Here is a 26,709-nt window from a genome sequence, read left to right as displayed (position 1 = left end):
AAAGCAACTTCCATGAAAGAACCGAAGTTGCTTTTCTTTTTTATCATTAAATAGTCCTAAGCAAACAGAGGACTTTTATTTTTTTGCCACAACAGTGCCACCGTTTCCGTCCCGCGAGAGATACCTGTGTACAGCAGCTGACGGTCACGACCACTGTGATAATTTTTCTTTGAAGCATCATAGATTAATACATTGGAAAACTCCAATCCTTTGGCTAACGCAATCGGATATACGCTGATTTGGTCTTTTGGCAATAGCTGTCGGAGCTCTTCTGCCTGTGCCAACGTTTTAGTCAAAACGGTCAGGGCAGTCAGACCTGTTGTCACTACGTAGTCGGTCACTGTTTGAACCATTTCCGCTTTTTCAGCCACCGAGAGCCAGGTGATGGGAGCGCCTTCTGGTCGAACCGCCTGGATTTCCAATTTGGTCGGATCCTTCAACAAGGCGCCAAAAAGACGGGTGATGTTGCCACTGGAACGGTAGCTTTTCACCAGCGAATACCCGGTAACCTGCTTTTTCCCAAAAATCGCTGCGATTCTTGAAAAGTCAGTCTGGGAATCAAAGATTGCCTGATTTTCGTCTCCCACCAAGGTAAAGTGGGCTTTCGGGAAAAGTGCTCGAATAAACTGCAGTTGCGCCGGTGTATAATCTTGGACTTCATCCACTAAAATCACCTTAAAGTCAGGAACTGTCAATGGCTCGATCAATACATGATGCATATACAATTGTGCTACTGCCAGATCGAGATCCATTTTTTTCAGAAGTGGCGGCAAAGCTTCTCCAGTGTAATTGAAATAACAATCTGCAAAGAGCCGTTCCGCTTGTAACCAAGAAAAGTCCTGGATTTGTCGGCTGATGTCTCGATAGCGTTTTTGCAGCAATTGCAAACCATACTCAGACAACTTGGCTTCTGAATCAAACTCGATCAACCCACCCAGTAATCGTTGCTGTTCTGCTTCTGTCAGCCCCAAAAGCTGTTGGCGGATTCGGTTGCTGCGGCCTTGGCGGATCAGATGGCGTTCCCATTCCTGAAGCAAACGGGCCTTGACTGCCTGCAAACGATCTGCCAGTTGGCCAGCAGGTGTTTCATTAAAAAGCAATTGGATATGCTCTTTGGTGATCAGCGCTTTTTCACCATGTAAAATATCTCTGAACTGCGGTTTGACCTCATCGCCAGAGATTGCTGTCAAAGATACCAAAAAATCTGTGTCCCGCAAGGTACTACGCAGCAGGGAAGTCTCCTTGATGCTGATCCTCTGAAAGTAAGCTTTTTCACTCTCCAACTCTCCTTCAAGTCCCCCCAACCTTGCTACCAATTGCAACAGTGTATAAGTAGCCGGGTTTTCTTCTCCCAAGTTGGGTAGTACCTGGGCGATATATTTTCCAAAAGAACGATTCGGTGATAAAATCAGCATCTCATCTGCACTATATTTGTCCCGATCGCGATACAATAGATACGCAATTCGCTGCATGACAGTAGAAGTTTTGCCACTGCCGGCGACACCATTTACCAAGACCACTGGACTCAAGCGATCCCGAATAATCTTATCTTGTTCTACTTGGATAGTCGTAGTGATATCTGTCATCTGAGACGAATTGTCTTGAGCCAAGGCTGCTAATAAGACATCATCTTGGATAGCAGTGCCGCTGTCAAACCAATTCACCAAGTAGTCACCATCGGTAATCAACTGCCGCCGATTATCAATGACAACCGAAATCTCCCGAGTGTCGACTTGATACGCCGAAACGCCCAACTGGTTGTTGTAAAACAATTCAGCAATTGGTGAACGCCAGTCGTAGATTAACTCTTGCTTCTGATCATCAGTAAAGCCATTAATCCCAATATAAAAATTTTCAGCCGCCTCATCTGGTGTAAAATGCGCAGTGATTTTGCCAAAATAAGGACTTGGAAGCAACCGTTCGACTTTATCCAACTGTTTACGGGCCGTTGCCAGTTGTTGATTGTACTGGTCGATTTGTCGATTCAGCGCTTCAATATTGGCATAAGTATCCAAATTATCGGCAAAATTATCATAGTTGACCCGCACTTCGCCGGTCATCTCCTGGATAGCTGCCTTGCCTTCTGAATTTTCGACTGCAATCAGTTGTTGCAGTTCTTGTCGCTTCCGTAGCAATGACTGATAGACTTCCTGTAACTGTTGTTCTTCGACTTTTCGTGTGTTGACCAAAACACTCACTCCTTATTGATGTTACTGACGACCGACACCTTCACATGACCCTTTCAGTAAGTTGCACTTGCACTGGGCAGAAAACCCGCAACCGGATTGCGACACACTACAAGTCTCACCGCTGGCCGGATATGCAGTCTACACCCGCCGCAGCCCAAAAACAAGACTGTTTTTTGCCACCGATTCGCGGTATAATAATGGTGGGAAGAGGATAGGCTCTTCTTTTTTTGTTTTTTTGGCAAATGAATAACCAGAAAAATTTCAGCTAACAAATCCTACTACACCAATGCCACCCAAAGGAGCGGATCAGCTTGAACTATATTCTTTTATTCGGCAGTCTCAATGTTGGCAAACAAAATCGCATCAAAATGTCTGATTTGAAGGCTTTTCTTGAAGATATGGGCCTGACCCACCTCCAGACTTTTTTACAAAGCGGCAATGTCTTGGCAAATTCTCCTCTTTCAACTGACGAACTGCGCCAGCTTATCAACAAAGAATTTGCTGAAAAATTTAGGTTTTCCAGTCTGGTCATTGTTATTCCCGCGGATAACTTCCAGCGAATCCCGGCTGAACTCCCCTTTACCCAAGCAGAAATCCAAAATGCACAGACCTACGAGCCCACCATTAAACACCTTTATGTTTATTTTTTTGAAAGTGAGCTCTCAGCCGAACAACTAGCCACCGTTACGATCAACGGAAAAGATCGCATCAGTTATCAAAAAGACCTTCAAGTGCTCTATGTACTCTCTTATGATAGCGTTAGAACCTCCCCCACAATCCGAGCTTTAGGCAAGCTAAAGCTGCCTATGACCGCCCGCAATTGGAATACGGTTGAAAAATTAGTCACTGCCAGCAACTGCTGATTTCACCAACATATATGATTATTGTGAAAAAAAGCCCCTTGTCCATCAGTTACGGACAGGGGGCTTTTAATATTGAGATTAGCGCAATTTTGCACCTAAACGTTGAACGTCACGGGCGATAACCAATTCTTCATCAGTTGGGATAACAAAGACTTTCACTTTGGAATCCGGTGCTGTGATTTCAGCTTCTTCCCCATGAATCAAGTTGTTGACAGTCGTGTTCAATTTGATACCAAACCAAGTCATTGGTTTCAGAACTGCTTCACGAATATAGGCCGCATTTTCACCGACGCCGGCTGTGAAGACAATCGCATCCACGCCATTCATAACTGCAATATATTGTGCAATATATTTGCGGATTCGGTCAGCATAGATTTCCAAAGCCAATTCAGCATCGTCGTTGTGGCTGGCAGCTGCTGCTTGAACATCCCGCATATCACTTGAAATGCCTGACAAGCCCAGAATACCAGATTTTTTATTCAGGATATCGATGAAGTCGCTGACGTTTTCGATACCTTCTTTACGCATCAAGTAAGGAATCAATGAGGCATCCAAATCACCAGAACGAGTCCCCATGGTTACACCAGCTAATGGTGTGAAGCCCATAGAAGTATCAACAGATTTACCGCCTTTTACAGCAGTGATGGAAGCACCGTTACCGATATGGCAAGTAATGATTTTCGTTTCTTCTTCCGGCTTATTCAAAAATTCAATCGCCCGTTGAGAAACAAAACGATGGCTAGTCCCATGAGCACCGTATTTACGTGCAGCATATTTGGTGTAGTATTCTTTTGGCAGGCTGTACATGTAGTTGACAGCCGGCATTGTTGCATGGAAAGAAGTATCAAACACCGCTACTGACAAGATATTTGGCAAGATATGACGGAATGCTTTAATCCCCATCGCATTAGCCGGATTGTGAAGTGGTGCCAGTTCAGCTAGTTCTTCGATTTTTTCCAAAACGTCATCAGTGATGATGGTGGAATCTTTGAAGTATTCCCCGCCGGCTACGACACGGTGACCGACACCGGTGATTTCTTCATAAGAATGGATGATTTCCAATTCAATCAAATGATCCAACAGCATTTGTACTGCAACTTCGTGATCTTTGATGTCTTCCACTGTTTCAAATTTTTGGCCTTCGCCATATTTGATCGTAAAGATAGAATCATTCAAACCAATTCGTTCAACGATTCCTTTTGCGATAACTTTCTCAGTAGGCATTTGGTACAACTGCCATTTTAAGCTGGAACTGCCGGCATTGATTGCGATTGTTTTGCTCATATTACTAGGTCTCCTTCGATTGTCTGTGTAGTGGTTTTATTATAAATTCGAGGCTTTCCAGTCTTCGAATTGTTTAAAGAATTCGGTGATCTTCACTGGATCCTTCAAAGTCGCCAGTTTTGCTACCAATACTTCTTCTGCTTGACGGGCATGTTCGCCACGATTTTGCAGTAAAATAATACTCTTGCGGGACTCTTTGTTCAAAAACAGTTCGTCTGGCAGCTGAATAATCCCCTGCAGATAAACTTTTTCGGTGAAAAGTTTTTTCAATTGTGGCGCTTGCTGTGTTTCAAGAAAATTCGCCGGTAATAAAAAGATTCCAAAACTGTTTTCCTTCACGTAGGCCATTCCCTGTTCCATCAGCAGATGGTGAGCGTAACTGTGTCCTTCTGGAGCTGCGGTCAGAAAACGGGCAGCTTTTTCATCTTGCGGGTAATACCCCACCGGCAAGTCACTGATCACTGCATCCACTGGGTCCAACAACAAATCCTGCAAACCATCTTGGTGGAATAGCTGTAAATTAGCGCCTATCCATTCACCATTAGCGGCAGCCACAGCCAGCAGGGTTTCGTCGATGTCCACGCCGACACCTCTTACAGAACGTTTAGCCAATGTCAGATTTGTCAAAGCCGTTAACAACAGATTCCCCATCCCTACTGCCGGATCAAACACTGTCAGCGGTTTTTCCTGAGGATAGAGTTGTTCCAATAGATAGACGAACAAAAATCCGATACCGTCCGGTGTCAATTGATGATTCGGTTGCATTTTTTCAGTCTTGCTGCCTTTCAACAACAACAATTGGGACAACTTACGAATATCTTCTGGCGCCAACGACAGTTCCTGCAACTGGCCATAGAGCTTTTCGATTCGCTTGGTAGTCAGTTCATCAGGACGGCCTTCCATCACACGGACTTGAAAATCATCCAGTTGATTTTCAACATTTTCGACATATGCATCAAGAAAAGAGGTTGCCAATGCATTTTGCAGCAATTGGATTGCCTCCAGGTTCAAATCAAAACTTTTTTCGATCTTTTCAGGGAACACATTGCCACCTCGCCTTATCAGTCATTTTTACAGCGGCAACCAGAAAATTTCACCTCAGCAAAGACTGCTGAAATCTGATTCGCTGCCTGACTATTTTTTAGCGGTTGATTATAACAACCAACATACCTGTACAATTTTAGCCGATTTCCCTTGATTTATCAACGGATTTCCCCCTTTTTCTTTGTGAAACAGCGAACAGTTTAAGCCGTTTCAATAACGAAAATCACCATGATTCAGCCCTTTTTACTTCAACAAAAATACCCAAATCAGCTCCGTCTCACCTGCTGTCTTTGGCAAAAACAGACAGCCAATTACTTTGCAGCTGCAGCCCTTGTTCGGCAAAGTAAAAAAGTGAGCCGGAGTCAATCCGGGTATCTGATAGCTATTTTCAAGCGCTATTTCGCTGTGAAGTTCTAAATAGCACAAACGCATGACTTCAGCTTTTCACAGAGTAGCATCAAGTCTTGTTTCCAATGTTGAGCCTGTTTTTTGTCTTCAGTGAAACCAGTGAAGCTTACAACCAGATTTCCCTCAGTTGTCTGGCAGCACTTTGACATAACTGCGTCCGGCAATCCAGATTCGCAGCTTCAATTTGCCATGATCGCTTTCGTCACGGCCAAATTCAACATAACCGGTATTGAAGGTCATCCGGCCGTTTTCCGGACGCTCTTCTTCAGGCAGCTTTCGATAGTAATGCCAGAACAGCTCTTCCATGGTTTCTGCTATGTGGGCTCGCTGCGTACGTTGGGCGATGTCAGCAGTCAACCGTCGATTTTCGATAGCAGTGTAAAAGATAACACTTACTAAAAATAGCAGCCCGATGGCCGACAGCATAATTCCGCCTCTATGATTGATTCTTCGGTGGAGCGATAAGAACTTTACCATAGCGCACCTTCCCGTCCAAAAATGTAAATCTAATCAACAAAGATTGCGTTTGCCTAGTGACACGTATTCCTTGCACACTCATAACCAGTGGCTGATGACCAGTGTTCAGTGTCTTGGCAAACACATTGTTAACCACGCGAAATTCTGCTTGCTTTCCGTTAGCGTCCTTATAGTAAAATGTGCTACTAGCAGCATTATAAAAGGTCAATCCTTTCATCTCTTCTTGCAATTGGACCATAGCTACTTCAAACTCCTGGTCCTGGTAGCTTGCCAAATAAATCTGGTTACGCTGACTTGATTGAATCACAGGTCCTACCAGCAACATACAAAGCCCCAAGACTGCCAGGGCGATCAGACATTCAATCAATGTGAAAGCTGGCAGTCTCCAGGCGGATTGCCAATTCTTGATCGTCATTGACCACTTTTCCATAGCGCTTATCCTCCGAAAAAAAGACCCGATAGACTTCCTCATCATAGTCTAACTGACGCTCCCGTTCCCCACCTTGCGCCAGATACTCTCGAAATTCTTCCTTCAATACTCGCGCGCAACGAACACGTCGATACTGCGCCTGCTCTTGGCTCAACATCTGTAAAGTCCCGGCGTGGTAAATCAAAATGCCGATACTCAGCATTCCCAGCGAAACCAGTGCCTCAAATAAAATGTATCCACTAGGTCGTCGTCTTTGCAAATCGTCCACTCCCCATCTGAATAGCATAAGTTACTGAATTTTTTCCACCGTTTACATAGAAGGTGAATTTCAGCAATTTTTGTGGGCTTCCAGTCCCTGAAGCAGTAAAGCCAAACGACACACTACTGGTGCCTTGCGTCTTAACCGCTTCAGGAAATGCTAGCGGTGTAAATCGATCCTCCGAAAAACCCCCGCCCGATCCGCCAGACGTGGCTTCCGTTACAAATGTCACGGTTTCAGTTGTTGGATCCACGGTGATTCCTGTTGCTCTTTTTTCGACAATTGCAATCTGCTGACAGACCAAAACCATTTTCTCAAAACGGCTGAAAAAACGTTGAATCGCCAACTCTTCCTGCCAATTTTTTAATGCAAGTACCGGTAGCAGGCTAAAACTTGCAATCACAAGAAGAACCAACAGCGACTCCATAACCGTAAAGGCGCTATGGTGTAATCTTTTCATAAGCTTCTTTTTGTTCCTCATTCAAGTAACCGGCTTGAACGAGCTCTTCCAAAGAGGGGTCTTTTACCGAAAAATCAATTTCATAAAGCAGTTGTTGATTTTCCACTAACTGCACCAATGCATCGTCACTCTTCTTACTGGCGATTTCTTTTGATTTTCCGACATTTGGTACCAAGATGATGATCAGTACACCGATAATTAAAATCACGACCATGACTTCAACAAGCGTAAATCCGCGAGCTTTACGCAACCATTTTTTCAATCTTTTCATAACGATTCCTCCTTTTCACACAGCTAACCAACTTTTCCAATGCCCCATTGAACTGCGCTTTTGGTAGCTACAGTACTTCGTTTAAGTTTCCATACAAGGGTAGAAAAATGGCCGCATATACGCTGACAATCAAGAGTGCCACCAGTAAAAAAATCAGTGGTTGGACTAAATGCAATAGTTTTTCCATTCTTTGATAAAAGCGTTTTTGGGTCAGACGACTGTACAAAACCAACTCTGTTCCTAAACGTCCCTTGGTTTCACCTTGAAAGATAATCAGTGAAAACTCCGGTGTCAAAAAGTGATACTGGGCGAGACGTCTTGCTAATGGGATACCTTCTTGCAAACTCAAATCCAATTCACGGGAAAGCTGGTACATCAATGACTTTTTTGAAGTGATTTGCATCGTTTCGATGATTTGTCGCAATTCAAGGCCTTCTTGAAAAAGTTTGCCCCACTCTAGCGCAAAATAGCTGGTAACCAACAAGCGATAAAAGCCCCCCACGAGTGGCAAACGACTCCAAAAGGTGCAACGCTGCAAGACTGAGCAGCGCCTAAACCACATCCGCAACAACAAAAAGCCGATACACAAACATCCGACTAACCCAGCCAGCCAATAGGGCACCTCTGTCAAAAAGCGTACTCCCCAATGATCTTTTGCCATCATTCCTGTTGCCAAAAGCGGTGGGAGCAAAAATTGACGCATTCCCAGAAGCAGTGCCGTTACAAATATCAACAGCAATACCGGATAAGTCAGTGTCTTCAACAATTCCTGGCGTTGTTTGGCAGTCAGCTGCATTTGTTGAGCAATATTGGCTAAGGTCGCCGTCAAATCCCCATGATGCTGAGCAAGCTGGATTTGAGCCTTTTCCTGCGGCGTAAAAGACAAACACTCAAAGCACTCGGCCAACTCGGCGCCTGTTGCCAAGCGATTGTGAAACTCCACCAAGCGCTCCGAAACAAAATGCCCAGAACGTCGCATCACCCATAGCGCCTCTGATAGGCTGAAGCCATTTTTCAATAGGTCTGTCAGCGTCTGAATGTGCTGTTGCTTCACTTGTGCATTAAAGTTCCCTCTCCATCTCAGCTGACGCCAGTTGCCCTTTTGCTGCCAACTGCTGAAGGTTTTTTTGCCAGTCTCCATAAGGCAGTTCCTTTCCGATAAAATCATATGCCAATAAAACTCCTAAGTGCTTCGCATCAAAAGGCAACAAGCGCTGATAAATGATCCCTGCCAGACACTCGGCCAGCTCTTTTTCTCCATTAGCCAATTCATGGATTCGCCCACGAGTACCGGCAACCCCTTTTGCATGGACTGTGGCAAAAACGGTGACACCCGTCAATGCCGCTCGCATCGCTGCTTTGGCAGTCTCCGTATCTCTGATTTCCCCAATAATTAAGACATCCGGCCGGTGCCGTAGCGACAGTTGAATCAAGACATCATAGGTCTGACCGATTTTCGAATTGGTCTGTAGCTGCAAAAATGCCGGCTCTTCAATCTCTACTGGATCTTCAATCGCGATTACTTGCCCTTTCATTTGCCGTGCCAGCTGGTACATCAACGTCGTCTTCCCGCTACCGGTGGGACCGGAAAACAAATACAATCCCCGTCGTGAGACTGCCTGAGCCAAGACTTCTTGTTGCTCCGGAATAAAGTAGCGGACAGCGACTTCTTTAAGCGGATGTAAAAACCGAATGACGAGGCTTTCTCTTGTCCGATAATCCCCTACCACCGACAAGCGCAATCGCTGTTGGACCCCCTCAAAAAGCGGGTAACTAATGGCACCCAGCTGTACTTTGCGATTTTCGCCCACATCCATCTCCCCTAGATATTTGAAGCGGGTAATCAGCTGTTTGGCGCAGTTTTCCTCCAACTCTTGATAGACAGTCAGCTGTTGGCCCTTACGAAAGACTGCAGCCCACCTTTCTTGTTGGTATTGAATATAAAGATCTTGAACTGCTTCTGCTGCGCCAAAATGAATCAGCTCATCTGATAAGCCTTGGATATCCATTGTTCACCTCCTCAAAAAAAGATACGTCACCCCTTCGCTTTTGATTTCATTACTCAGCCAACTTTTCCAGACAAAATTTTCACCGGTTTCAAACTTTGCGCCGTAATAAAAAAGAACTCCTTCTCCAGTAAGCGTTAGGTTGCTGACAGCAGAAATTCCTCCGTTAGATGCGTCTCCTTTGATATACCGCAAAAAAGGTGCTTCTACCTCGCCATTTTCCTCACCTTTCCGTGCTAAAGCACATCAAAAATAGTTGAGCTGATCCTGAAACAAAAAAACTGCCTTCAAGCTGTCATTCAGCTCAAAAGCAGTTTGTGTTTAGCTTTATTTTTTGCGTTTATCGGGAAAGCGCGCTTCCACACGGTAGATTCGTTGCCCTCGTGAGGAAAATTTTTCTTCATATTCGGTCATAATATTGCCTTCAAAGTCACTGTTATGCAGATCCAGCCAAACTTTTTGAATAGTCATACCGTATTGAGAAAAACTACCTAAAGAATATTCGAAGAGTCCTTGATTGTCAGTCTTGAAATGAATCTCACCTGCGGGTTTCAAAACAGTTTCATCTACGGCCAAAAAATCCGGTGAGGTCAGTCGGCGTTTTTCATGTCGTTTTTTAGGCCAAGGATCGGAGAAGTTCAGATAGATTTGATCTACCTCGCTGTCTGCAAAATATTCAGTTAGCGCTGAGCCGTCTATGTGCAGCAGCCGAACGTTGTGGAGGTCTTTTTCCAACACTTTGTCCAGTGCATGAGAAACCACACTCACCTGCATCTCCACCCCGACATAATTGATTTCAGGATGTGCTTGAGCCATACCGGTGATAAAGTTTCCTTTTCCCATACCAATTTCGATATGGACAGGGTGGTCATTGCCGAACAGCTGTTGCCAACGACCTTTCCAGGCAGTCGCTTCTTCTAGGACAATCTCCGGATGCTCTGCCAACATTTCTTCGGCACCTTTACGTTTTCTTACTCGCATGGTCTTGTTTCCTTTCCGTTATTACGGGGTGTCCCGCTGTCTCTTCGTTTTTCAATAAAAAACGGGTCCCCTCCGCCGGTGTCTTTGGCTGTACACGGCGGTGGAATCCGACTTGTCAATCGCTGAAGACCCGCTTCAGCTGAGTAATGACTTCATTCATGCGGTCAAAATCACCGCGATTGTAATATTTTTTGATCTCTTGAAGCAGTGAAAACAGAGCATACCAGTAAACTTTTTCCAAGTTTTCAGCAGAAGGCATCATGCCGTAGCTTAACAGCCAAGAACTCCAAGAAGATTTTGGTCGATAGTGACCTAAAAAGGTTCCAACATCTACGCAAGGATCAGAAAACATGATTGAATCCCAATCCACCAGGTATAGGTAGTGACGGCACACTAGCCAGTTGCGATAGTTGACATCCCCGTGAACCACTGCTTTGTCCTTTTCATCAAAGGCGGGCACATTGTGTTTTAAATAATGGAACACCAACTGCAAAAAACGGTTGGTTTCTACCGGATGAGGCAATGCCAGTTGATACTCCTCCAACATCATTTGGGGTGTAACGATATCCCCACCGATTTTTTCTAACATTTGGATCAAAGTTTTTGAATGATGGAGTTGATACAAGACATCCACGACATCATTGCGTTGGCCGATCTCTTCTGGTGAAATCATCTGGCCTTCCAACCACTCTTGGGCAGAGAAAGTATCGCCGTTACCGGTTCGTTTGGTCCAGATTAATTTGGGAGTGATTCCTTCTTTGGAAAGGGCCGCCAACATGGGCGTGGTATTTCGTTTTACGAAGACTTTGGCATCATCTTTTAAGCCTAGATAGGCTTTGCCAGTGTCCCCTTTGATGGGGCTCAACTGCCAGTCTTGTCCTAGTTGAAATTCCATCAGCGGCGCTCCTTTCGCAAGCAGGATAATCAAAAATTTTGTCAGTCCGGCTGCCAGCTTGCAGTTGATGTGACTGACCTGACTGGGGCCTCATCCCGCCAGTCAAAACACTGTGAGATTGGGCTTTACAGCCTATTGACACGCTGAGAAGCCTCGAAGAATGTCTTCGAAGCCTATCAGCCGATCGTTTTTTACAAAGTAACACTTATTCTAGCTTCTCAACTGCTCTTCGTCAAGCGACTATACGTTCCCTTTTCGTTGACAGAAAGCGGTTTTCCCGCTTCAATCCGCCATTTTTTTGAGGCGAAGAGGCAGATAAAGATAATTAAATGCGAGGGCTACCCCAACGAAAGCTGCCAACAAAATCCCTCGATCTTGCCACGAAGCATAAGGAATACTGCCGATACCCGCAAAAATCACCGCCGCCACTAACAATAAAACCAACAGCAGCTGTTGCAACGCTTGTTTTTTCTGATCGGCGGCTATCGGATATAGGCGAGTCAACACCATGTACTGAAACTGATTGTATAAAGGCGCCAGTTGGAACCCGATCAGGTAAAGAAAGAGGCCACCTAAGCCCACAGAAAACCAAATTTCATCGACAAAATACAGCAGTAAACCGCCAATCGCTACCAACCGCAGATACAAACCGCTGAACTCTGAGCCGCGCAACATCCGTCTTGCATAGAGATAAAGGTAAGTATGATCTTTATCCTGGGGAATTTTTGCTAAGAACTTGTCCAGATATTTCCGCCGTTTGACAGAAGCAGCAATCTGGGGCACATCCGTAAACAAGTTGATAAAACGATAGATTCGGTGCATCCGATTGGCTTCCAGTCGAATCATTTTGTCCCAATCTAACGGTCGCGACACCCGTACCCACAGTACCTGCCAAAAAACTACTGCTACTGCCAGCCCTGCTGCCGCAGCCAACCAAGGCATGACAAAGATTCCCAAGCACAAAGAGCAAAGCACGGCGGCTAGCCAAAGTAAATACCACCGTCTCTGATCCAGACTATTTTGGAATAAACGATAACGCTGTAATTGCAAATGTGCTGTTTTCAATCCCCAGACAGTCGCCACTAATGGTAAAAAGTCGGCAAAGCTTCCTTGCCCGCTGACCACGTACAACGGCATCAGAAAGCCTGTTACCAAAAACAAGGTGACAAAAGGCAGAATCAGCGAATAGCGCAGCCCCTTTTCCAAATACCCTCGCATCTGCTTTTCTTTCGGCAATAAAAAAACAACATCGGCAGATTTAGTCAGACTCACAAAACTTCCCAGATGAACAGCCGCCGCTAAGACAATGATCACCAGAAATTGCCCTGGTAAAAATCCTTCGGGCAGTTTTTTCACCAAATCGGAGTAATACAACCCGATTCCCCCCAGCAGGAAAGTACAGGCCAAAACAAAGTGGTCATTGAATACATAGCGTAAATAGCGCATCATCTGCTTTTGATGCAGCTGTAGACGCCGCTGAAACAGCTCTTTCATCAGACACCACCTGCTTCTTTCGTCAGGCTCAAATAGATTTCGTCCAGTGACGCATCTTGCAGTCCAAACTCTTGTCGCAGATTATCAATCGTCCCTTGTGCCCGAATCTTGCCCTCGTGAAGCAGGATAAAGCGGTCGCAGTATTTTTCTGCCGTCGCCAGAATATGGGTGGACATCAAAATTGACGCTCCAGCATTTTTCATCTGACCCATCAGCTCCAACAGTGAATTGATTGCCAATGGATCCAGACCTAAGAAAGGCTCATCAATGATGTACAGTGCCGGCTCGATCAAAAAGGCGCACAACACCATTACCTTTTGCTTCATCCCTTTAGAAAAGTTCGCGGGAAACCACTCCAGCTTATTATCTAAACGAAATGTTTTTAGCAGACTGTCCGCTCGCTGCATCGCTTCTTCCATGGGAATATCATAGGCCATGGCCGTGATTTCAATATGCTCTTTCAACGTCAGCTCTTCATAGAGTGCCGGCGTCTCGGGAATGTAGCCAATCTGTTTACGGTAATTTTCCGAATCAGTGGCCAACGTCATCCCATTTAAAGTAATACTGCCGGACTGGGGTTGCAACAAGCCGATAATTTCTTTAATCGTGGTACTTTTTCCGGCACCGTTGAGACCGATTAGCCCCACCAGTTCCCCGTCTTTAATTTCAAAATTCAAATCTTTTAACACCGGTAGCTGACCATAGCCTCCGGAAAGATGTTCGATAGTTAATGTCATGTTCTAAGCCTCCGTATTTGCTTAACTTCCGGTAAAGCTCTAAGCTGCTGCGCTTTGTTGATCCATTAAAGCCTTACTGAAAACTACCAGATTATTATACCACGGCAAAAAGGCGGCGACAGCTGGTGGCAGCTTTTATCAAAAGATAACGATCTGCTGTCAGCTCCTGCAACAGTATTCTTTCATAACTGCCAAGCTGTGCTCTATGCTTGAAACTCCCCGTTTATCAAGCAGGCCCCAAAATTTTCTTTACAATCAAAGCTTTGTCGTTACTTATCAGCGGCAAGAAACGATTGGCACCAGACAAAAAAATCCCCGCCGATACAACAGTGGCGAGGAAAAATTTTAAGCCGTGGCAAATAACGGAATCTGCCGTTGGTACAGCTGTACATAGAGTGCCATCGGTCCGCTAATCAAAAAGAGATAAAAGCCTACAGCAAAATCCGGCATTAAGAAATAGCAAAGACCAGCAAACAAGAGCAGCGGCCAAACCAATTTATACAACGTCATCAAAGTAATCACAAACGTCATACGGAACAAATCAAAGTAACCGTTGTAGTTAAAGGACATCTGGGTCAGGTACAAATTCAAGTTATACATGCCCAAAAACAGTCCGAAAACCACCAATAACAATTTGAGAGTCAAAGAGCCTGACAGGTTTGACTGCATCAGCCCCATCATAAAGACCCCGGAAAATACATTGAAGAATCCCAATGGTAGACTGCTCCAGAGATTTTTTTTGAAGTATCGGAAAAACGGCTTGAGGATATGCGGGTCTTCCGTGTGCTTTAAGGTATTGACCAATGCAGCAAGTGCCGGCGCCAAGGTGATGATTGGCAGTGCTGCCACCAAAAATAAGATATTCGTAAGCATGATTCGATAGATCCAAGTTGCGATTTTATAAAATTTACTGTCGATACCAAACATCAGCAAAGACCGCCTTTCATTCATTTGTGACTTTGACTATGTAATGGAAAAACAGCGACAGATGAGTCGCCGTTTTTCCGACCACTTTTCGAAGCCAACAAGTAGTTGTTTCTTCGATAAGAAAGAGGAGAGGTTTATTTCAATTTTTCGATGTTTTCTTGGATTTTTTCATTGCGGTGATCAACAATCTTGTCCCAGCCATTGTTGTCGCGGCTTGCCAAGTAGTTATCCCAGATTTGTTTGCCTTCGTCTTCAGACTTAGCTTGGATTAGAGAAACCAACGCTTGTACCCGTTCGGTATTGATCTTAGTCAAGTTACGGGCTTCGCTACCGGTTTTCGGATCGATGTCTTCAATTTCGAAGCGCGGTGCCAATTTGTCAGATGCCCATTCTACCATTTGACGGATAGAAGTTGCTGGTTTTTGTCCCATTTGGATAGCGTAGTTGTCGTTACCTACGAACCAGTAAGAGCCCAAGCCCACTGTCTTATCGAATTTAGCAATATCAGCATTTCGCAGATCTTCTGTTTCTTTAGAGTATTCTACTTTGCCGTCTACCAAGTTATACGTTTCGCCTTCCACACCAAATGTTGTTACCATTGTGCCGTATTCAGAAGCCAGGTAAGTCAAGAGTTCCATTGCTTTTTGTGGTTCTTTAGTAGAAGTAGTGATGAATGTTTGTGTCCAACCACCAATGTTCCCGCCTGAGAAGGTTGGGTTTTCACCTTTAGAATTTTTCGGTCCGTCAACAGCGATATAGGTTTCTTCAGCGTTACGGGCATTGTTATCTGACATGAATTCGTTCAAGCCTTTAGTGTTGGTGTGCAGATAAGCAAAATAACGTCCTTGACCCAATTTTTCTTTCATCGTATTGTCATTGTCAGAAAATTGGTCGTTGGTGATAAAACCTTCATTGTAAGCTTTACGGAAGGTTTCCAACCACTTCAAGTATTCAGGATCGCTATCGCGGTCATTGAATTTGCCGTCTTTTGAAGGAGCGATATTCAAGAAGTCTTGCAAAATCCCGCCGTATGCTCCGTCACCACCGTTTGCAATATCCAATGCCGTTGAACCAAATGCGACTAGATCAGAACCGTCATCTGCTTTTGGAAAAGCTTCTTTGGCTTTTTTCAAAGCATCCAGGAAGCCTTCTGGAGTAGACATATCCGGGCTGCCGATTTTTTCATAGATATCTTTACGAACGATGAAGACTTGGTCACCAACAACATTGCCGTCATCGTAGTCTTTTTTAGTTGTAGAGAAAGAAGGATAACCATAGATATTGCCATCTTCCAACGTGAACCATTTCAGAGATTCTTTTTTGGCTGCGTGTTCCGTGAAGTATGGATCGTATTTTTCTGCCAATTTGTTCAACGGCAAAGCAAATTTTGGCGCTTCAGTCGCCGCAGATAAGTTTTTGTCAAAGGTCATCAAGTCAGGCAAGTCACCGCCAGCCAACATGGTGTTTAGTTTTTCATCGTTCCCAGAAATAAACTCAACATCAATGTTCATGTCGTCTTTAATTTTTTTAGTTACGGTGTCTTTGGCCCAGCCTGGTTGTGCATACCAGTCAAAGTTGACATACCATTTCAATTTTGCAGCATGATCTGTGTCTTTTTGCCAGCTTGGTGTTTCTTTATCAGCCTCAAAACGAGCTTCTGGAAGCTTATCCGCAGCGGCTGCGCCTTTGGATTCACTGCCGCCAGATTTACTAGAACCGCCACTGCCGCAAGCAGCTAACGTGATCAAACTCAACATAGCGATACCTGTTGTCATCAATACCTTTTTCATCTTCATTTGTGTTTTCTCTCCTTAATTAATTATTCTTTTACTGAACCAAGGGTCATTCCTTGGATAAAGTACTTCTGTAAGAATGGATAAATGATTACTACCGGTACAGTCGTCACAACCATCGTCGCCAGCTGCATGGACTGCGATGTGGTATTACGAACTACGTTGGCCCCAGTAGCAACGGCCGGTGACAAGTTATCAGAAACGATACGGAACAAGAGCATCTGTAGCGGATACAGGCTGCGGTCATCCACGTAAATATTGGCTGTCATATAGTCATTCCACTGGTAAACCCCGTGGAACAAAGCAATCGTTGCCAATACCGGCAGTGACAGCGGCAAAATAATTTTCACGAAGACGACGAAAGGATTTGCGCCATCCATCATGGCTGATTCTTCCAGTGAGTAAGGAATACTGCGGAAGAAATTCATCAAAATCACCATGTCGTAAAAAGAGAATAAAACCGGCAGAATATAAACCCAGAAATTGTTCAGCAAGCCCAACTGTTTAAACAACAGGAACGTTGGAATCATCCCTCCAGAAACGAACATGGTCAAAATTCCCAAATTCATATAGAGCTTACGACCGATTAAATTACGTCGGCTCATCCCATAAGCGACCATCGACGTTACCAACGTGTGGAGCACCACCCCAATCAACGTCTTTGAAACCGAGATTAGAAAGGCTTTGTAGATTGCTTTGTCTTCAAAAACCGTCAGATAGCTTTCAACAGAGAACTTGCGGGGCCAAAAGTAGATTCCGCCTCTCGCAGCATCCGTGGCATCATTGAAGGACAGCGCCACGATATTCCACAGAGGTAGCGCGATGATGGCCAAAAAGAAAATCATGAAGATTACATTGACGACATTGAAGATTTTTTCATCTTTGGAAAAATTTTGTTTCATCGTTTTCTCCCTCCTTTTTAGAATACGGACTCGTCACTAATCTTCTTGGTGAAGAAGTGACTGCCGACAACCAGAATCAATGAAATCACCGATACGAACAAACCAATGGCGGTCGCATAAGAGAAGTCCCCTTGACGAATCCCCATCTTATAGACGAAGGAATTGATAACTTCACTGGTTTGATAGTTCACAGGATTTTGTAACACCAAAGTCTGATCTAAGTTTGAACCCAACAGCCCGCCGACAGATAAGACGAAAGTCAATGCGATAATGTGGCGGATTGATGGCAACGTGATATTCCAAATCTGATGCCATTTGCTGGCGCCATCCATTCGAGCTGCTTCGTACAATGCCGGGTTAATGCCGGTCATAGCGGCGATATATAAGATTGTGTTCCAACCGACTTCCTTCCAGATGTCAGATAATACGGCAATTGCCCAGTATTTATCAGGATCGGTCAAAAAGCGGATTGGTTCTTTGATCATGCCGAAGTCCATCAAGATATTATTTACCAACCCGGTATCAGACAACCAAGTAATGAACATGCCCCCGAGAATTACCCAAGATAGAAAGTGGGGCAGATAAGAAACCGTCTGCACGACTTTTTTCAAGCGAACATTGACGAGCTCGTTGATCAAAACTGCCAACAAAATGGCTGCTGGAAAACCGATCAACAATTTCAAGAAGCTGATTCCCAGCGTGTTTTTCATTACTGTCCAAAACATTGAATCACTGAAAAATTCTTGAAAATACTGTGTCCCTACCCAAGGTGCATTGGCGATTGTGTCTAATACCGAGTAGTCTTTAAATGCGATAATGATGCCGTAAAGTGGAATGAAGTTGAAGACGATCATCAACAGAACTCCCGGCCAAACCATTGCCTGGAAGAAACTCTGTGATCGCAACCGTGCCCAAAACCCCATTTTTTTGCGGGGGGGACGGGGTGATTTAGTAACCTTGTTTTCCAACTTGCTAACCTCCTGATTTTTTTGTCAATATACAGTTGAATTTTTACTTGTATTGAAGCCCTTACATTTCCGACCTTCGCAAGTCTTTTTAAATCAATGTCTGGTGCAATTGATAAACAGCACCGATCATGCCGGCATCGTTTCCTAATTTGGCAGACAAGATCTTGTTTTCGACAATTCCTTGCAGGTAATCCAAGCTGTGATGGCGGCTGATCAATTCCGCTAGCGTTTGCTTCAAACGATTCATGAAAGCTTCATTCGCACTGATGCCACCACCGATCAAGATTGCCTCTGGATCAAAGCAACTGATAAGGTTCAGCAGTCCCACTGCCAAATCTCGATAAAAATCTGCCAACACCTTTTCAGCAATTGGTTCGCCGGCTGCCGCCCGTTCCATAATTTCTCGAGCGTCATTTACCGGTGTCAGCTCGCTTGCAGCGCTTGCCAATGCTAGCTGGTACTGATAACACAAGCCACCCACGACGGCTGCTCGCTGATTCAGAGAAACTGTCTCCAAGTCACCGGTAGCCGGTAAGCGATCCATCAACATCCAACCAAATTCGCCGGCCATGCCGTTAAAGCCTCGATACACTTGGCCGTTTGCTACGATACCGCCACCGATACCGGTGCCCAGTACCATGCAAAGATAATTTTCCATCCCTTGCGCGTTACCAATCCAACGTTCTGCGATGGCAGCGGCATTGGCATCATTTTCGACTTTTACCGGCAATTGAACCCGCTTGGCAATCGCTTCTTTTAAATTAGTGCCGTATAACGGTTTAATAGCACCGGCTGTCAGTAAATAGCCGTTTGCTTTGATGATGCCTGGTGCGCTGATCCCCACCCCAAGGATGTCTGTATGCTCTGCTTGATAATTGGTGATAATTGCGATGAGGTCTTCAATAAATTGGTCCTTGTCATGGTTCGTGTCGATCATAGCCTTTTCAATGACCTCGCCGGCTGTAGTGATCAACCCGAATTTCGTGTGGGTTCCCCCAACGTCGATCCCGATATACACGATTACTCCTCCTGTCTGATACTCGTTGATTCTCTGATGCACAATTTCCCTTCCAAAACAAAGGAGGTTCCGGTGGCCTGCTCATTGATGAGATCCAGCAGATGATCCACAGCTAAGATGCCCTGTTCCTTGATAGGATTACGCACCGTAGACAGCTTCGGGGTGAAATATTCCAGAAGATCAATGCCGTCAAATCCCATCACGTTGAAATCTTCCGGAACCCGATAGCCCATCTGTAAAATTCCTTTAACGCTCCCGATTGCGCTCAGGTCATTGCCTGCCAGAAAAGCGGTGGGCAGTTTTTTTGGCGGATTTTTGAGAAATTCTACCATGTTCTCAAAGGCCGCCTGTTCTTCAAACAACCCCGACAGCATCAGCTCTTCTTCCACCGGAATTCCTGCGGCTAACAATGCATCCCGATAGCCGGCCTCCCGACTGTCCGCATCGAATACTCCGTCGACTCCTTTGATAAACCCAATCCGGCGGTGGCCCATTGCCAACAGCTGTTCTGTTGCTTCTCGCCCTTTGTCATAGGAATCAAACACGACACTGCCGATAGTTTCTGAGCAGACATCTCGATCAATGAAGACGGCTTTAATACCTTCTCGCTTCACAGCATCTAAATCTTGCGGCGTTAAAAGATCTTCAAAGCCAATGATGCCATCCACAACACTGCCTAAAATACTGTTCAATACCACTTTCTTGTCGTAAGAGATGAATACGTTAATGCCGTAGCCGCGTCTCTCGGCTTCTCTAGCCATTGCTTCCACTAAAATACTGAAGTAAGGCCCGCTGATACTGGTCGTATAAAATCCGATCATCTTCGTCTGAGCGTTTTTCAGCTGCTTACCCATTAAATTGGGTACATAGTGGAGTCGTTCAGCTGCTTCTAAAATTTTTTGTTTCGTGTGGGGTTTCACCACATCGACGCCGTTCAAGGCCTTGGAAACTGTTGCGATGGAATAGCCAGATTCTTTGGCTACATCCCTGATGGTGATTCGATGTTTTGTTACCAGTTTTTTCACCCCCGGTTTAAGCCTCTTACTTTTGCAAGATTTGGTATTTTTGGACTTATGATACAGTCTTTTTTACCTTGAAAGCCTGCAAGGTAGAGCCTCTATATAAAAACGTTTTTATTTGTGAGATGAACAAAAATCTTCATTTCTTAATCACATTTGTATCATAATTAAAAACGTTTTCAAAAACAACCGTTTATGGTAGTTGTGGCTGTTGTACCGCGGTCTTGATACCTGATCCACGATGGTACAACTCGTACCACCGCGAATCTGATACGTTTCACTGACTTTGTGAAAATCATTTGATTAATCGGAAGCTGCCTACTTCTTTGGCAGTAGCAGAACTGAAGCCAACAAACACATTGAATTCACCACTGTCACTTCGCATCGTCAGATCACTGTGCACATAGCGCAGATCTTTTTCAGTCAACGCAAAGCTGAGCTGCTGCGACGCTCCACCAGCGATTGTAACTTGCTGCCATTGTTTTAATTCCATCATCGGCAAAGCAATTTCAGCTACTAAATCTTCTATATATAATTGGACTGTTTCTGTTACAAAACGACTGCCTGGATTTCGCAAGGTTACTGATACTGTCAGTGTGCCTGTTTCCGACAATTCGGCAGTTGAAAGCTGAGTCTTTTCAGCAATCAGCTCACCATAAGTTAAGCCGTGACCGAAAGCAAACAGCGGCGTATTGTCTTCATCCATATAGCGGGAAATGTATTTCTGATCACTATTTGCCGATGTCATTGGTCGACCTGTCGATAGCATCCGATAACTTAGTGGGAGTTGACCGACAGAACGAGGGAAACTCATTGGCAATTTACCAGTAGGTGCACTGTCTCCTAACAAGACATCCGCAATGGCTTGCCCACCACGGCTGCCTGGGAACCAGACTTGTAATATGGCCTTTGCCTGTTCTGCTACCTCAGTCAATGCCAGCGGTCGACCGCTGAACACGACGAGTACAATATTCCGATTTACTTCACTGACTTTTTGGATCAGTTCTTGTTGACGACGAGACAAACGAATGTCTGCAAGGCTGGCGGCTTCACCTGCTTCTTCAGAAGTTTCACCGACAGCCAAGATTACGACATCTTGGTTTTCAGCTGCTTGACAAGCCGCAGCAATTTCGGCATCTGTCAGTACTTGTCCGTCCACAAAAGGTACCAGCGTCACCTCAACCGGCTTGCTTTGCAGACCGGCTGCTAATGAGACAGCTGCTTTTGTTTGGCCAATCCATGACCAGGCCCCCAAAATATCTTGCGAATCAGCTTTTGGACCAATCAACGCTACCTTTTGTCCGGGGGTAAGTGGCAACAAGTCCTCTTGGTTTTTTAACAATACTTGGGTCTTATGAGCAGTTTCCAGCACCGACTTTTCCACTTCTCGGGCATCGAATTTTTCTGTGATTCCTGCTTCAGTCAATCCTCGGTAAGGATCTTCAAAAAGTCCTAAATCGTTTTTCAAATGCAAGATACGCATCACTGCTTCATCCAATCGACGGAGGTCTTCTTCAGAAACCAGCCATTCTTCTAATCCGGTCAAATAGCAGTCACTCATCATATCCATATCGACGCCGGCCTCAAATGCCAGCTGTGCTGCTTCTTTGCGATCCGCTGCTACTCGATGGGCGATTAATTCCATAACTGCGGCCCAATCAGAGATTAACACGCCATCAAAAGCCAATTCGTCTCTTAATATTTTCTGAATCAGTTCTTTATTAGCAGAAGAAGGTATGCCACGCACGGTGTTAAAAGAAGTCATCACCAGTTTGGCCCCTTCTGCCACTGCCCCTCGAAAAGCTGGCAAGTAATTACGGTACATTTCCAGGTCGGAAAAGTCTACTGTGTTGTAATCACGACCGCCTTCTGCAGCACCATAGCCGATAAAATGTTTGACGCAAGCCGCCAGTCGTTCCTTGTTTTCTGCTAATTCCCCTTCTGCTCCTTGGTAGCCGCGCACGTATGCCCGAGTCAGCGCTTCAGAAAGCACCGGGTCTTCGCCGTTGCCCTCCAGTACCCGTCCCCAACGGGCATCTTTCATGTAATCTGCCATGGGAGAAAAGGTTACCTGAACGCCAGCTGCGGCGGCCTCTTTTGCAGACAAACGCGCTGCTTCTGCCACTGTTTCCGGATCAAAGCTGGCTGCCAGCGCCAAAGGAATCGGATAAATCGTTTCATAGCCATGAATCACATCCGCCATAAATACTAAGGGAATCTGCAAACGATTGTGGGCCAGATAGTCTTTTTGGATGTGGTAGACTTGCTCTGCTGTGTGGGTTCCCAAAACGGAACCAATCTGATACAGCTTTTCTGCTGTCAGATTCCATTCCTGCATCGGCCCAGTGATTTCGCCGCCTTCACTGAAGAAATCCGGCGTCAGCTGTACGAGCTGCGCCACTTTTTCGGTGACTGTCATTTCTTGCAAAAGATCCTGCAATTTTGCTGTTTCCATGTTTAAAGCTCCTCTCCGTTGGTGGCAATCACTTGTTGATACCAACCAAACGAGTCTTTTTTACTCCGAGCTAACGTGCCGTTGCCCTGATTGTCTTTATCCACATGAATGAAACCGTAACGTTTTTCCATCTCACCAGAACCAAAGCTCACCAAATCGATGATGCCCCAAGGAGTGTAGCCCATCAAGTCGACACCGTCTGCGGTAACTGCTAATTTCATCTGTTGGATATGTGCTTTCAGGTAGTCACTGCGGTAAGGATCGTGGATGCTGCCGTCTGCTGCCACCTGATCGTAAGCCCCAAAACCATTTTCTACGATGAATAAAGGCAGCCCATAGCGCTCATAGACAATATTCAGGGTATAGCGCAGTCCTACCGGGTCAATCTGCCAACCCCAATCACTTGCTTTGACATATGGATTTCCTACCATTTTTGCGTTAGGAAATTCTACGATTGATTCTCCTTTAATGTCTGGAAGGGTAGTAACCGCTCCGGACATGTAATAACTAAAGCCGATGTAATCCACACAGCCTTCAGCCAATGCCGCTTCTTCAGCCGGCGTGACATCGATAGTAAAGCCGCGACTTTCCCAATAAGTTTTCGCATAACTTGGAATCACGCCGCGAGCATGAATGTCACTGTAAAAGAAACGGCGATCCATGACTTTTACTGAAGCCATCAAATCTTCCGGGTTGCAAGAATACGGATAAACCGGAACATAAGCCATCATGCAGCCAATCATAAAGTCAGGGTTGATTTCATGTCCTGCCTTGACGACTTTTGCACTGGCGATCAATTCATTGATCGCGGCTTGGAAAATAATTGCTTCTTTGTCTTCACCAGCAGCAATCTTGACTGCTGAATTCGTCCAAGTATGCAATTCATGTTGCCCGTCAGCTTGATTATTGATTTCATTGAAAGTCATCCAGTATTTTACTTTGTTGCGGTAGCGAGCCATGACTGTCTTGGCATAATGAAGGAAGAAATCAATCAATTTTTTGTTGCGAAATCCGCCGTATGTTTCATATAAATGATAGGGAATTTCAAAGTGAGAAAGGGTGATTACCGGCTCAATTCCATTTGCCAACAGCTCATCGAACAACTCATCATAAAATTGCAGCCCAGCTTCATTCGGCTCTGTCTCATCCCCTTTAGGAAAGATCCGCGTCCAGTTGATGGAGGTTCGGAAAGCTTTTAATCCCAATTCTTTAAACAGCTGGATATCTTCTTTGTAACGATGATAAAAATCGATGGCTTCATGGTTGGGATAATATTCATCCGCCAACACACCATCAGTGATTTTTCGGGGAATGCCATTTCCTCCGGCTGTCATCACATCTGCGATACTCAAGCCTTTACCCGCCTCATTCCAACCGCCTTCCACCTGGTGAGCCGCTACTGCACCGCCCCACAAGAATTCTTCTGGAAATGTTTTATTCATTTTATTCACCTTTTTTCTAATGGTCTGCAAAACACCCTGCTTTTGTTTTACAGCCGGAAAGTCTGCTACCGGCTCAGCACACTTTTGCTGGCAACCTAGTAGGACTTGACTGCCCAAAGTATAAGTAAAAACGTTTTCAGGTACAAGGTGATCCGCAGCTTCCGGTAAATGTACCTGGCTTTTGGGATATACACCATATTGGTACCGGCCGTACCGAAGACAGCGACTGATTTACCGGCGAAATTAAAAAGGGAACTTCCGCTACGCTGGCACTTGCTCATTTTTTGAGTCCCCGCAAGTAATCTGGACTGTCTTTCAAGTAGAAAAAAGCTAACAGTCTGATTCAGGTAAAGACTGACTGATACTGACTTTTCTTAATATTTTTGATCATGAAAAAAACGGACATCTCCCACTCAATTAATGGAAGATACCCGTTGGCTGATGTCTCGCGCTTATTCATATTTTCTTTGTAGGACGGCGATAGAACTATTCTCACCGCGTTACACTTCAGGAAAATGCTCTACTTGTGTCAGCGACTTGTTTAAAGTAACCCGTTTTGAAGCAGCCGGCGACTACCCCAACAAGCGCTGCAGTGAATTAGTCAAAGATTCAATCAAAAACAAGCAAGGCAGTTGGCTGGTGAGATCTTCGTGTTTATTTACCCGCTGTACCTCGATGCGATAGTCCAAAACATAGTCGGCCATTTTTCCAAGGGTAGAATTGACATCGCTGGTAATGGCCACAATTGTTGTGTCATCGTTACGGCGAAAGCCATTGACGATCTCCACGATTTCTGTTGTGTTACCAGTAACAGAAAGTACGACCAGCATATTGTCGGAAGTATTTTTCAATTTAGACATCAAGGGGTAAGTAGGATCCGTTAGTGCAAAGCTGTTGCAGCCCAGCACTGCCAGACGTCTAGCCGCATATTCGCACATGGAACCAGATGACCCCATACCGAAAAAGATGACATTTTCTGATTCCAAAATTCGTTCACTGATATTTAATAGCGTGGCTTCCAGATCCCGGGGAAAGCTGTCCGGATTTAAGGCTTTGATTGCCGCAAATACTTCATCGGTATTGGCCGGCGTCTGCTCCACTCGAAAATAGCTTTTAAATTCAGAAAAACTGTCATACCCCAACTTGCGAATAAAGCGCATCACTGAGGAAGCCGAAGTATGGCTTTCGTTAGCGATTTCCCGTACTCGCATATAAGGAATTTTGTCACTGTTTGAAGACATGTAATGATAAATGGCCTGATCGGTATCCGAAAGGTCATTGAAATCCAGTTTGCCGAAAAAAGACATGCCAGACGCTCCTTCCTTTATTCAAGAACTTGGCGGACCATTTTCAAATGGTCCCTTCAATGCACGTGGCATCACTACAATTATACATGATTGATTCGCTGCGGGGTATTTCTCTCTCTTATTGAGGAAAATTATGATAAAGTAGACTTGTGTCCTGCTATCAGGAAAACGCGGAAATTCTTATGAGAAAAGAAAGCTTGCCGGCTCATTATGACTGTTTGGTAAAGCTTTATCATAAGCTAAATAAAGGAGTGTTGCACATGAAGGACTGTATTTTCTGCAAGATCGTCGCTGGTGAAATCCCCAGCTACAAAGTCTACGAAGACGAGGCTGTCTACGCCTTTTTAGACCTTTCCCAAGTGACAAAAGGTCATACGCTGGTGGTTCCAAAAAAACATGTCACCGATATTTTTGAATACGATGAAAAACTGGCGGCAGCGGTTTTTGCCCGCATTCCCAAGATTGCCAAGGCCTTAGAAAAAGCCTTTCCTGATGCTGAAGGTTTGAACATCATCAACAATAACAAAGAACTGGCTTACCAATCTGTTTTCCACAGCCATATTCATCTGATACCTCGTTACAGCAAGGAAGATGATTTCTCCATGCATTTTGGCAACCATATGGAACAATACAGCCCCGCAGAGATGACGACAATCGCAGAAACAATTAAACAAGCTTTATAACCAGTGCTACCCAAGGAGGATGACCATGATCAAAAACTTTTTCAAAGGACTGCTTTTTGGTTCACTTTTGGGAGGAAGTCTTGGGTTGCTTTTTGCTCCCCGTAGCGGCAATGAAACTCGGCGCAAGTTAGCCATTGATTTAGAAGAAGCCGCCGACACCCAAGAAGACCTCAATCGCAGTCTGCAGCGTTTCACAAACGCCGCCAAAGAAACACAATCTCTCACGGCTACGATGATCCCTGAGTTAACTAAAGGATTGCAACAAGACATCGAAGCCTTCAAATTTCAGGCAGAGCCTCGTATCACCCGCATCAAAAAACAAGTGCAGGTCTTAAATGACCATGTGGCGCAACTGGAACCCGCAAAGTCCGATAAACAATCTTAAAAAAAGAACGCC

At 44.9% G+C, this 26,709-nt stretch carries 26 protein-coding genes; 3 read left to right on the top strand and 23 right to left on the bottom strand.

The features are described from left to right. Nucleotides 1–56 precede the first annotated feature (56 nt). A complete protein-coding gene (locus tag ACOMA8_RS07130; RefSeq protein WP_421369636.1) occupies nucleotides 57–2,189 on the bottom strand; it encodes a HelD family protein in 2,133 nt (710 codons plus the stop codon). 311 nt (nucleotides 2,190–2,500) lie between these two features. Here ACOMA8_RS07130 and ACOMA8_RS07125 point away from each other — a divergent pair, with 311 nt between their 5' ends. Then, the gene (locus ACOMA8_RS07125; protein WP_421369635.1) at nucleotides 2,501–3,052 is read left to right on the top strand and encodes a DUF1697 domain-containing protein; all 552 of its coding nucleotides are present in this window, start codon (nucleotides 2,501–2,503) and stop codon (nucleotides 3,050–3,052) included. A 78-nt stretch (nucleotides 3,053–3,130) separates the two neighbouring features. On the opposite strand, the gene ACOMA8_RS07120 is transcribed toward ACOMA8_RS07125, so the two are convergent. From ACOMA8_RS07120 to ACOMA8_RS07015, 22 genes are all read right to left on the bottom strand, one after another. Next, nucleotides 3,131–4,336 (bottom strand): acetate/propionate family kinase, encoded by a 1,206-nt coding sequence (locus ACOMA8_RS07120; RefSeq protein ID WP_161898322.1) that lies wholly within the window; start codon nucleotides 4,334–4,336, stop codon nucleotides 3,131–3,133. A 39-nt stretch (nucleotides 4,337–4,375) separates the two neighbouring features. Then, nucleotides 4,376–5,380, bottom strand: a complete 1,005-nt coding sequence (locus ACOMA8_RS07115; protein ID WP_421369633.1) for a class I SAM-dependent methyltransferase — start codon at nucleotides 5,378–5,380, stop codon at nucleotides 4,376–4,378. A 531-nt stretch (nucleotides 5,381–5,911) separates the two neighbouring features. Beyond that, entirely contained in the window at nucleotides 5,912–6,214 is a 303-nt protein-coding gene (gene comGG, locus ACOMA8_RS07110) for a competence type IV pilus minor pilin ComGG (protein WP_421369631.1), read from the bottom strand. Nucleotides 6,215–6,224: 10 nt separating this feature from the next. Then, on the bottom strand, nucleotides 6,225–6,695 hold the full coding sequence (comGF, locus tag ACOMA8_RS07105; protein ID WP_161898396.1) for a competence type IV pilus minor pilin ComGF: 471 nt from the start codon (nucleotides 6,693–6,695) through the stop codon (nucleotides 6,225–6,227). Continuing rightward, on the bottom strand, nucleotides 6,625–6,954 hold the full coding sequence (locus ACOMA8_RS07100; RefSeq protein ID WP_161898325.1) for a hypothetical protein: 330 nt from the start codon (nucleotides 6,952–6,954) through the stop codon (nucleotides 6,625–6,627). Before ACOMA8_RS07100 ends, comGF begins: the two co-directional genes overlap by 71 nt. Then, entirely contained in the window at nucleotides 6,935–7,435 is a 501-nt protein-coding gene (gene comGD / locus ACOMA8_RS07095) for a competence type IV pilus minor pilin ComGD (RefSeq protein ID WP_421369628.1), read from the bottom strand. Before comGD ends, ACOMA8_RS07100 begins: the two co-directional genes overlap by 20 nt. Beyond that, nucleotides 7,395–7,685, bottom strand: a complete 291-nt coding sequence (gene comGC, locus ACOMA8_RS07090; protein ID WP_161898327.1) for a competence type IV pilus major pilin ComGC — start codon at nucleotides 7,683–7,685, stop codon at nucleotides 7,395–7,397. The genes comGD and comGC overlap by 41 nt, the downstream gene beginning before the upstream one ends. 67 nt (nucleotides 7,686–7,752) lie before the next feature. Continuing rightward, nucleotides 7,753–8,826, bottom strand: a complete 1,074-nt coding sequence (comGB, locus tag ACOMA8_RS07085; RefSeq protein ID WP_421369626.1) for a competence type IV pilus assembly protein ComGB — start codon at nucleotides 8,824–8,826, stop codon at nucleotides 7,753–7,755. Next, entirely contained in the window at nucleotides 8,747–9,694 is a 948-nt protein-coding gene (gene comGA / locus ACOMA8_RS07080; RefSeq protein ID WP_421369624.1) for a competence type IV pilus ATPase ComGA, read from the bottom strand. Before comGA ends, comGB begins: the two co-directional genes overlap by 80 nt. Nucleotides 9,695–10,018: 324 nt before the next feature. Continuing rightward, the gene (gene trmB, locus ACOMA8_RS07075) at nucleotides 10,019–10,672 is read right to left on the bottom strand and encodes a tRNA (guanosine(46)-N7)-methyltransferase TrmB (protein WP_421369622.1); all 654 of its coding nucleotides are present in this window, start codon (nucleotides 10,670–10,672) and stop codon (nucleotides 10,019–10,021) included. A 115-nt stretch (nucleotides 10,673–10,787) separates the two neighbouring features. After that, a complete protein-coding gene (locus ACOMA8_RS07070) occupies nucleotides 10,788–11,567 on the bottom strand; it encodes a phosphotransferase family protein (RefSeq protein WP_161898331.1) in 780 nt (259 codons plus the stop codon). Between the two features lie 282 nt (nucleotides 11,568–11,849). After that, a complete protein-coding gene (locus tag ACOMA8_RS07065) occupies nucleotides 11,850–13,061 on the bottom strand; it encodes an ABC transporter permease (protein ID WP_421369620.1) in 1,212 nt (403 codons plus the stop codon). After that, entirely contained in the window at nucleotides 13,061–13,798 is a 738-nt protein-coding gene (locus tag ACOMA8_RS07060) for an ABC transporter ATP-binding protein (protein WP_421369618.1), read from the bottom strand. The genes ACOMA8_RS07065 and ACOMA8_RS07060 overlap by 1 nt, the downstream gene beginning before the upstream one ends. Before the next feature lie 345 nt (nucleotides 13,799–14,143). Beyond that, nucleotides 14,144–14,725, bottom strand: a complete 582-nt coding sequence (locus ACOMA8_RS07055) for a DUF624 domain-containing protein (RefSeq protein WP_161898334.1) — start codon at nucleotides 14,723–14,725, stop codon at nucleotides 14,144–14,146. Nucleotides 14,726–14,859: 134 nt separating this feature from the next. Continuing rightward, nucleotides 14,860–16,521 (bottom strand): type 2 periplasmic-binding domain-containing protein, encoded by a 1,662-nt coding sequence (locus ACOMA8_RS07050; protein WP_161898335.1) that lies wholly within the window; start codon nucleotides 16,519–16,521, stop codon nucleotides 14,860–14,862. Between the two features lie 23 nt (nucleotides 16,522–16,544). Then, nucleotides 16,545–17,420 (bottom strand): carbohydrate ABC transporter permease, encoded by an 876-nt coding sequence (locus tag ACOMA8_RS07045; RefSeq protein ID WP_161898336.1) that lies wholly within the window; start codon nucleotides 17,418–17,420, stop codon nucleotides 16,545–16,547. 17 nt (nucleotides 17,421–17,437) lie between these two features. Further along, complete coding sequence (locus tag ACOMA8_RS07040) at nucleotides 17,438–18,343, bottom strand: ABC transporter permease (protein WP_161898397.1); 906 nt, start codon at nucleotides 18,341–18,343, stop codon at nucleotides 17,438–17,440. Nucleotides 18,344–18,476: 133 nt separating this feature from the next. Continuing rightward, entirely contained in the window at nucleotides 18,477–19,406 is a 930-nt protein-coding gene (locus ACOMA8_RS07035; RefSeq protein WP_421369615.1) for an ROK family protein, read from the bottom strand. 2 nt (nucleotides 19,407–19,408) lie between these two features. Further along, complete coding sequence (locus ACOMA8_RS07030) at nucleotides 19,409–20,431, bottom strand: LacI family DNA-binding transcriptional regulator (RefSeq protein WP_237580391.1); 1,023 nt, start codon at nucleotides 20,429–20,431, stop codon at nucleotides 19,409–19,411. Between the two features lie 289 nt (nucleotides 20,432–20,720). Further along, nucleotides 20,721–22,880, bottom strand: a complete 2,160-nt coding sequence (locus ACOMA8_RS07025; protein WP_421369613.1) for a glycoside hydrolase family 3 N-terminal domain-containing protein — start codon at nucleotides 22,878–22,880, stop codon at nucleotides 20,721–20,723. 2 nt (nucleotides 22,881–22,882) lie between these two features. Continuing rightward, nucleotides 22,883–24,322 carry a 6-phospho-beta-glucosidase gene (locus ACOMA8_RS07020; protein WP_421369611.1) on the bottom strand — a complete coding sequence of 480 codons (1,440 nt, stop codon included), beginning with the start codon at nucleotides 24,320–24,322 and terminating at the stop codon, nucleotides 22,883–22,885. 572 nt (nucleotides 24,323–24,894) lie between these two features. Then, entirely contained in the window at nucleotides 24,895–25,629 is a 735-nt protein-coding gene (locus ACOMA8_RS07015; protein ID WP_161898340.1) for a MurR/RpiR family transcriptional regulator, read from the bottom strand. Nucleotides 25,630–25,889: 260 nt separating this feature from the next. On the opposite strand from ACOMA8_RS07015, the gene ACOMA8_RS07010 reads away from it, so the two are divergent. Continuing rightward, the gene (locus ACOMA8_RS07010; RefSeq protein WP_421369608.1) at nucleotides 25,890–26,312 is read left to right on the top strand and encodes an HIT family protein; all 423 of its coding nucleotides are present in this window, start codon (nucleotides 25,890–25,892) and stop codon (nucleotides 26,310–26,312) included. Nucleotides 26,313–26,337: 25 nt separating this feature from the next. Then, nucleotides 26,338–26,697, top strand: a complete 360-nt coding sequence (locus ACOMA8_RS07005) for a YtxH domain-containing protein (RefSeq protein WP_161898342.1) — start codon at nucleotides 26,338–26,340, stop codon at nucleotides 26,695–26,697. Nucleotides 26,698–26,709 lie beyond the last annotated feature (12 nt).

Source organism: Enterococcus infantis, from assembly GCF_049166715.1.
In the GTDB taxonomy this organism is placed as follows: domain Bacteria; phylum Bacillota; class Bacilli; order Lactobacillales; family Enterococcaceae; genus Enterococcus_C; species Enterococcus_C leclercqii.
The sequence above is the reverse complement of the archived record's forward strand: the minus strand, read 5'-3'. Positions and strand labels throughout refer to the sequence as shown.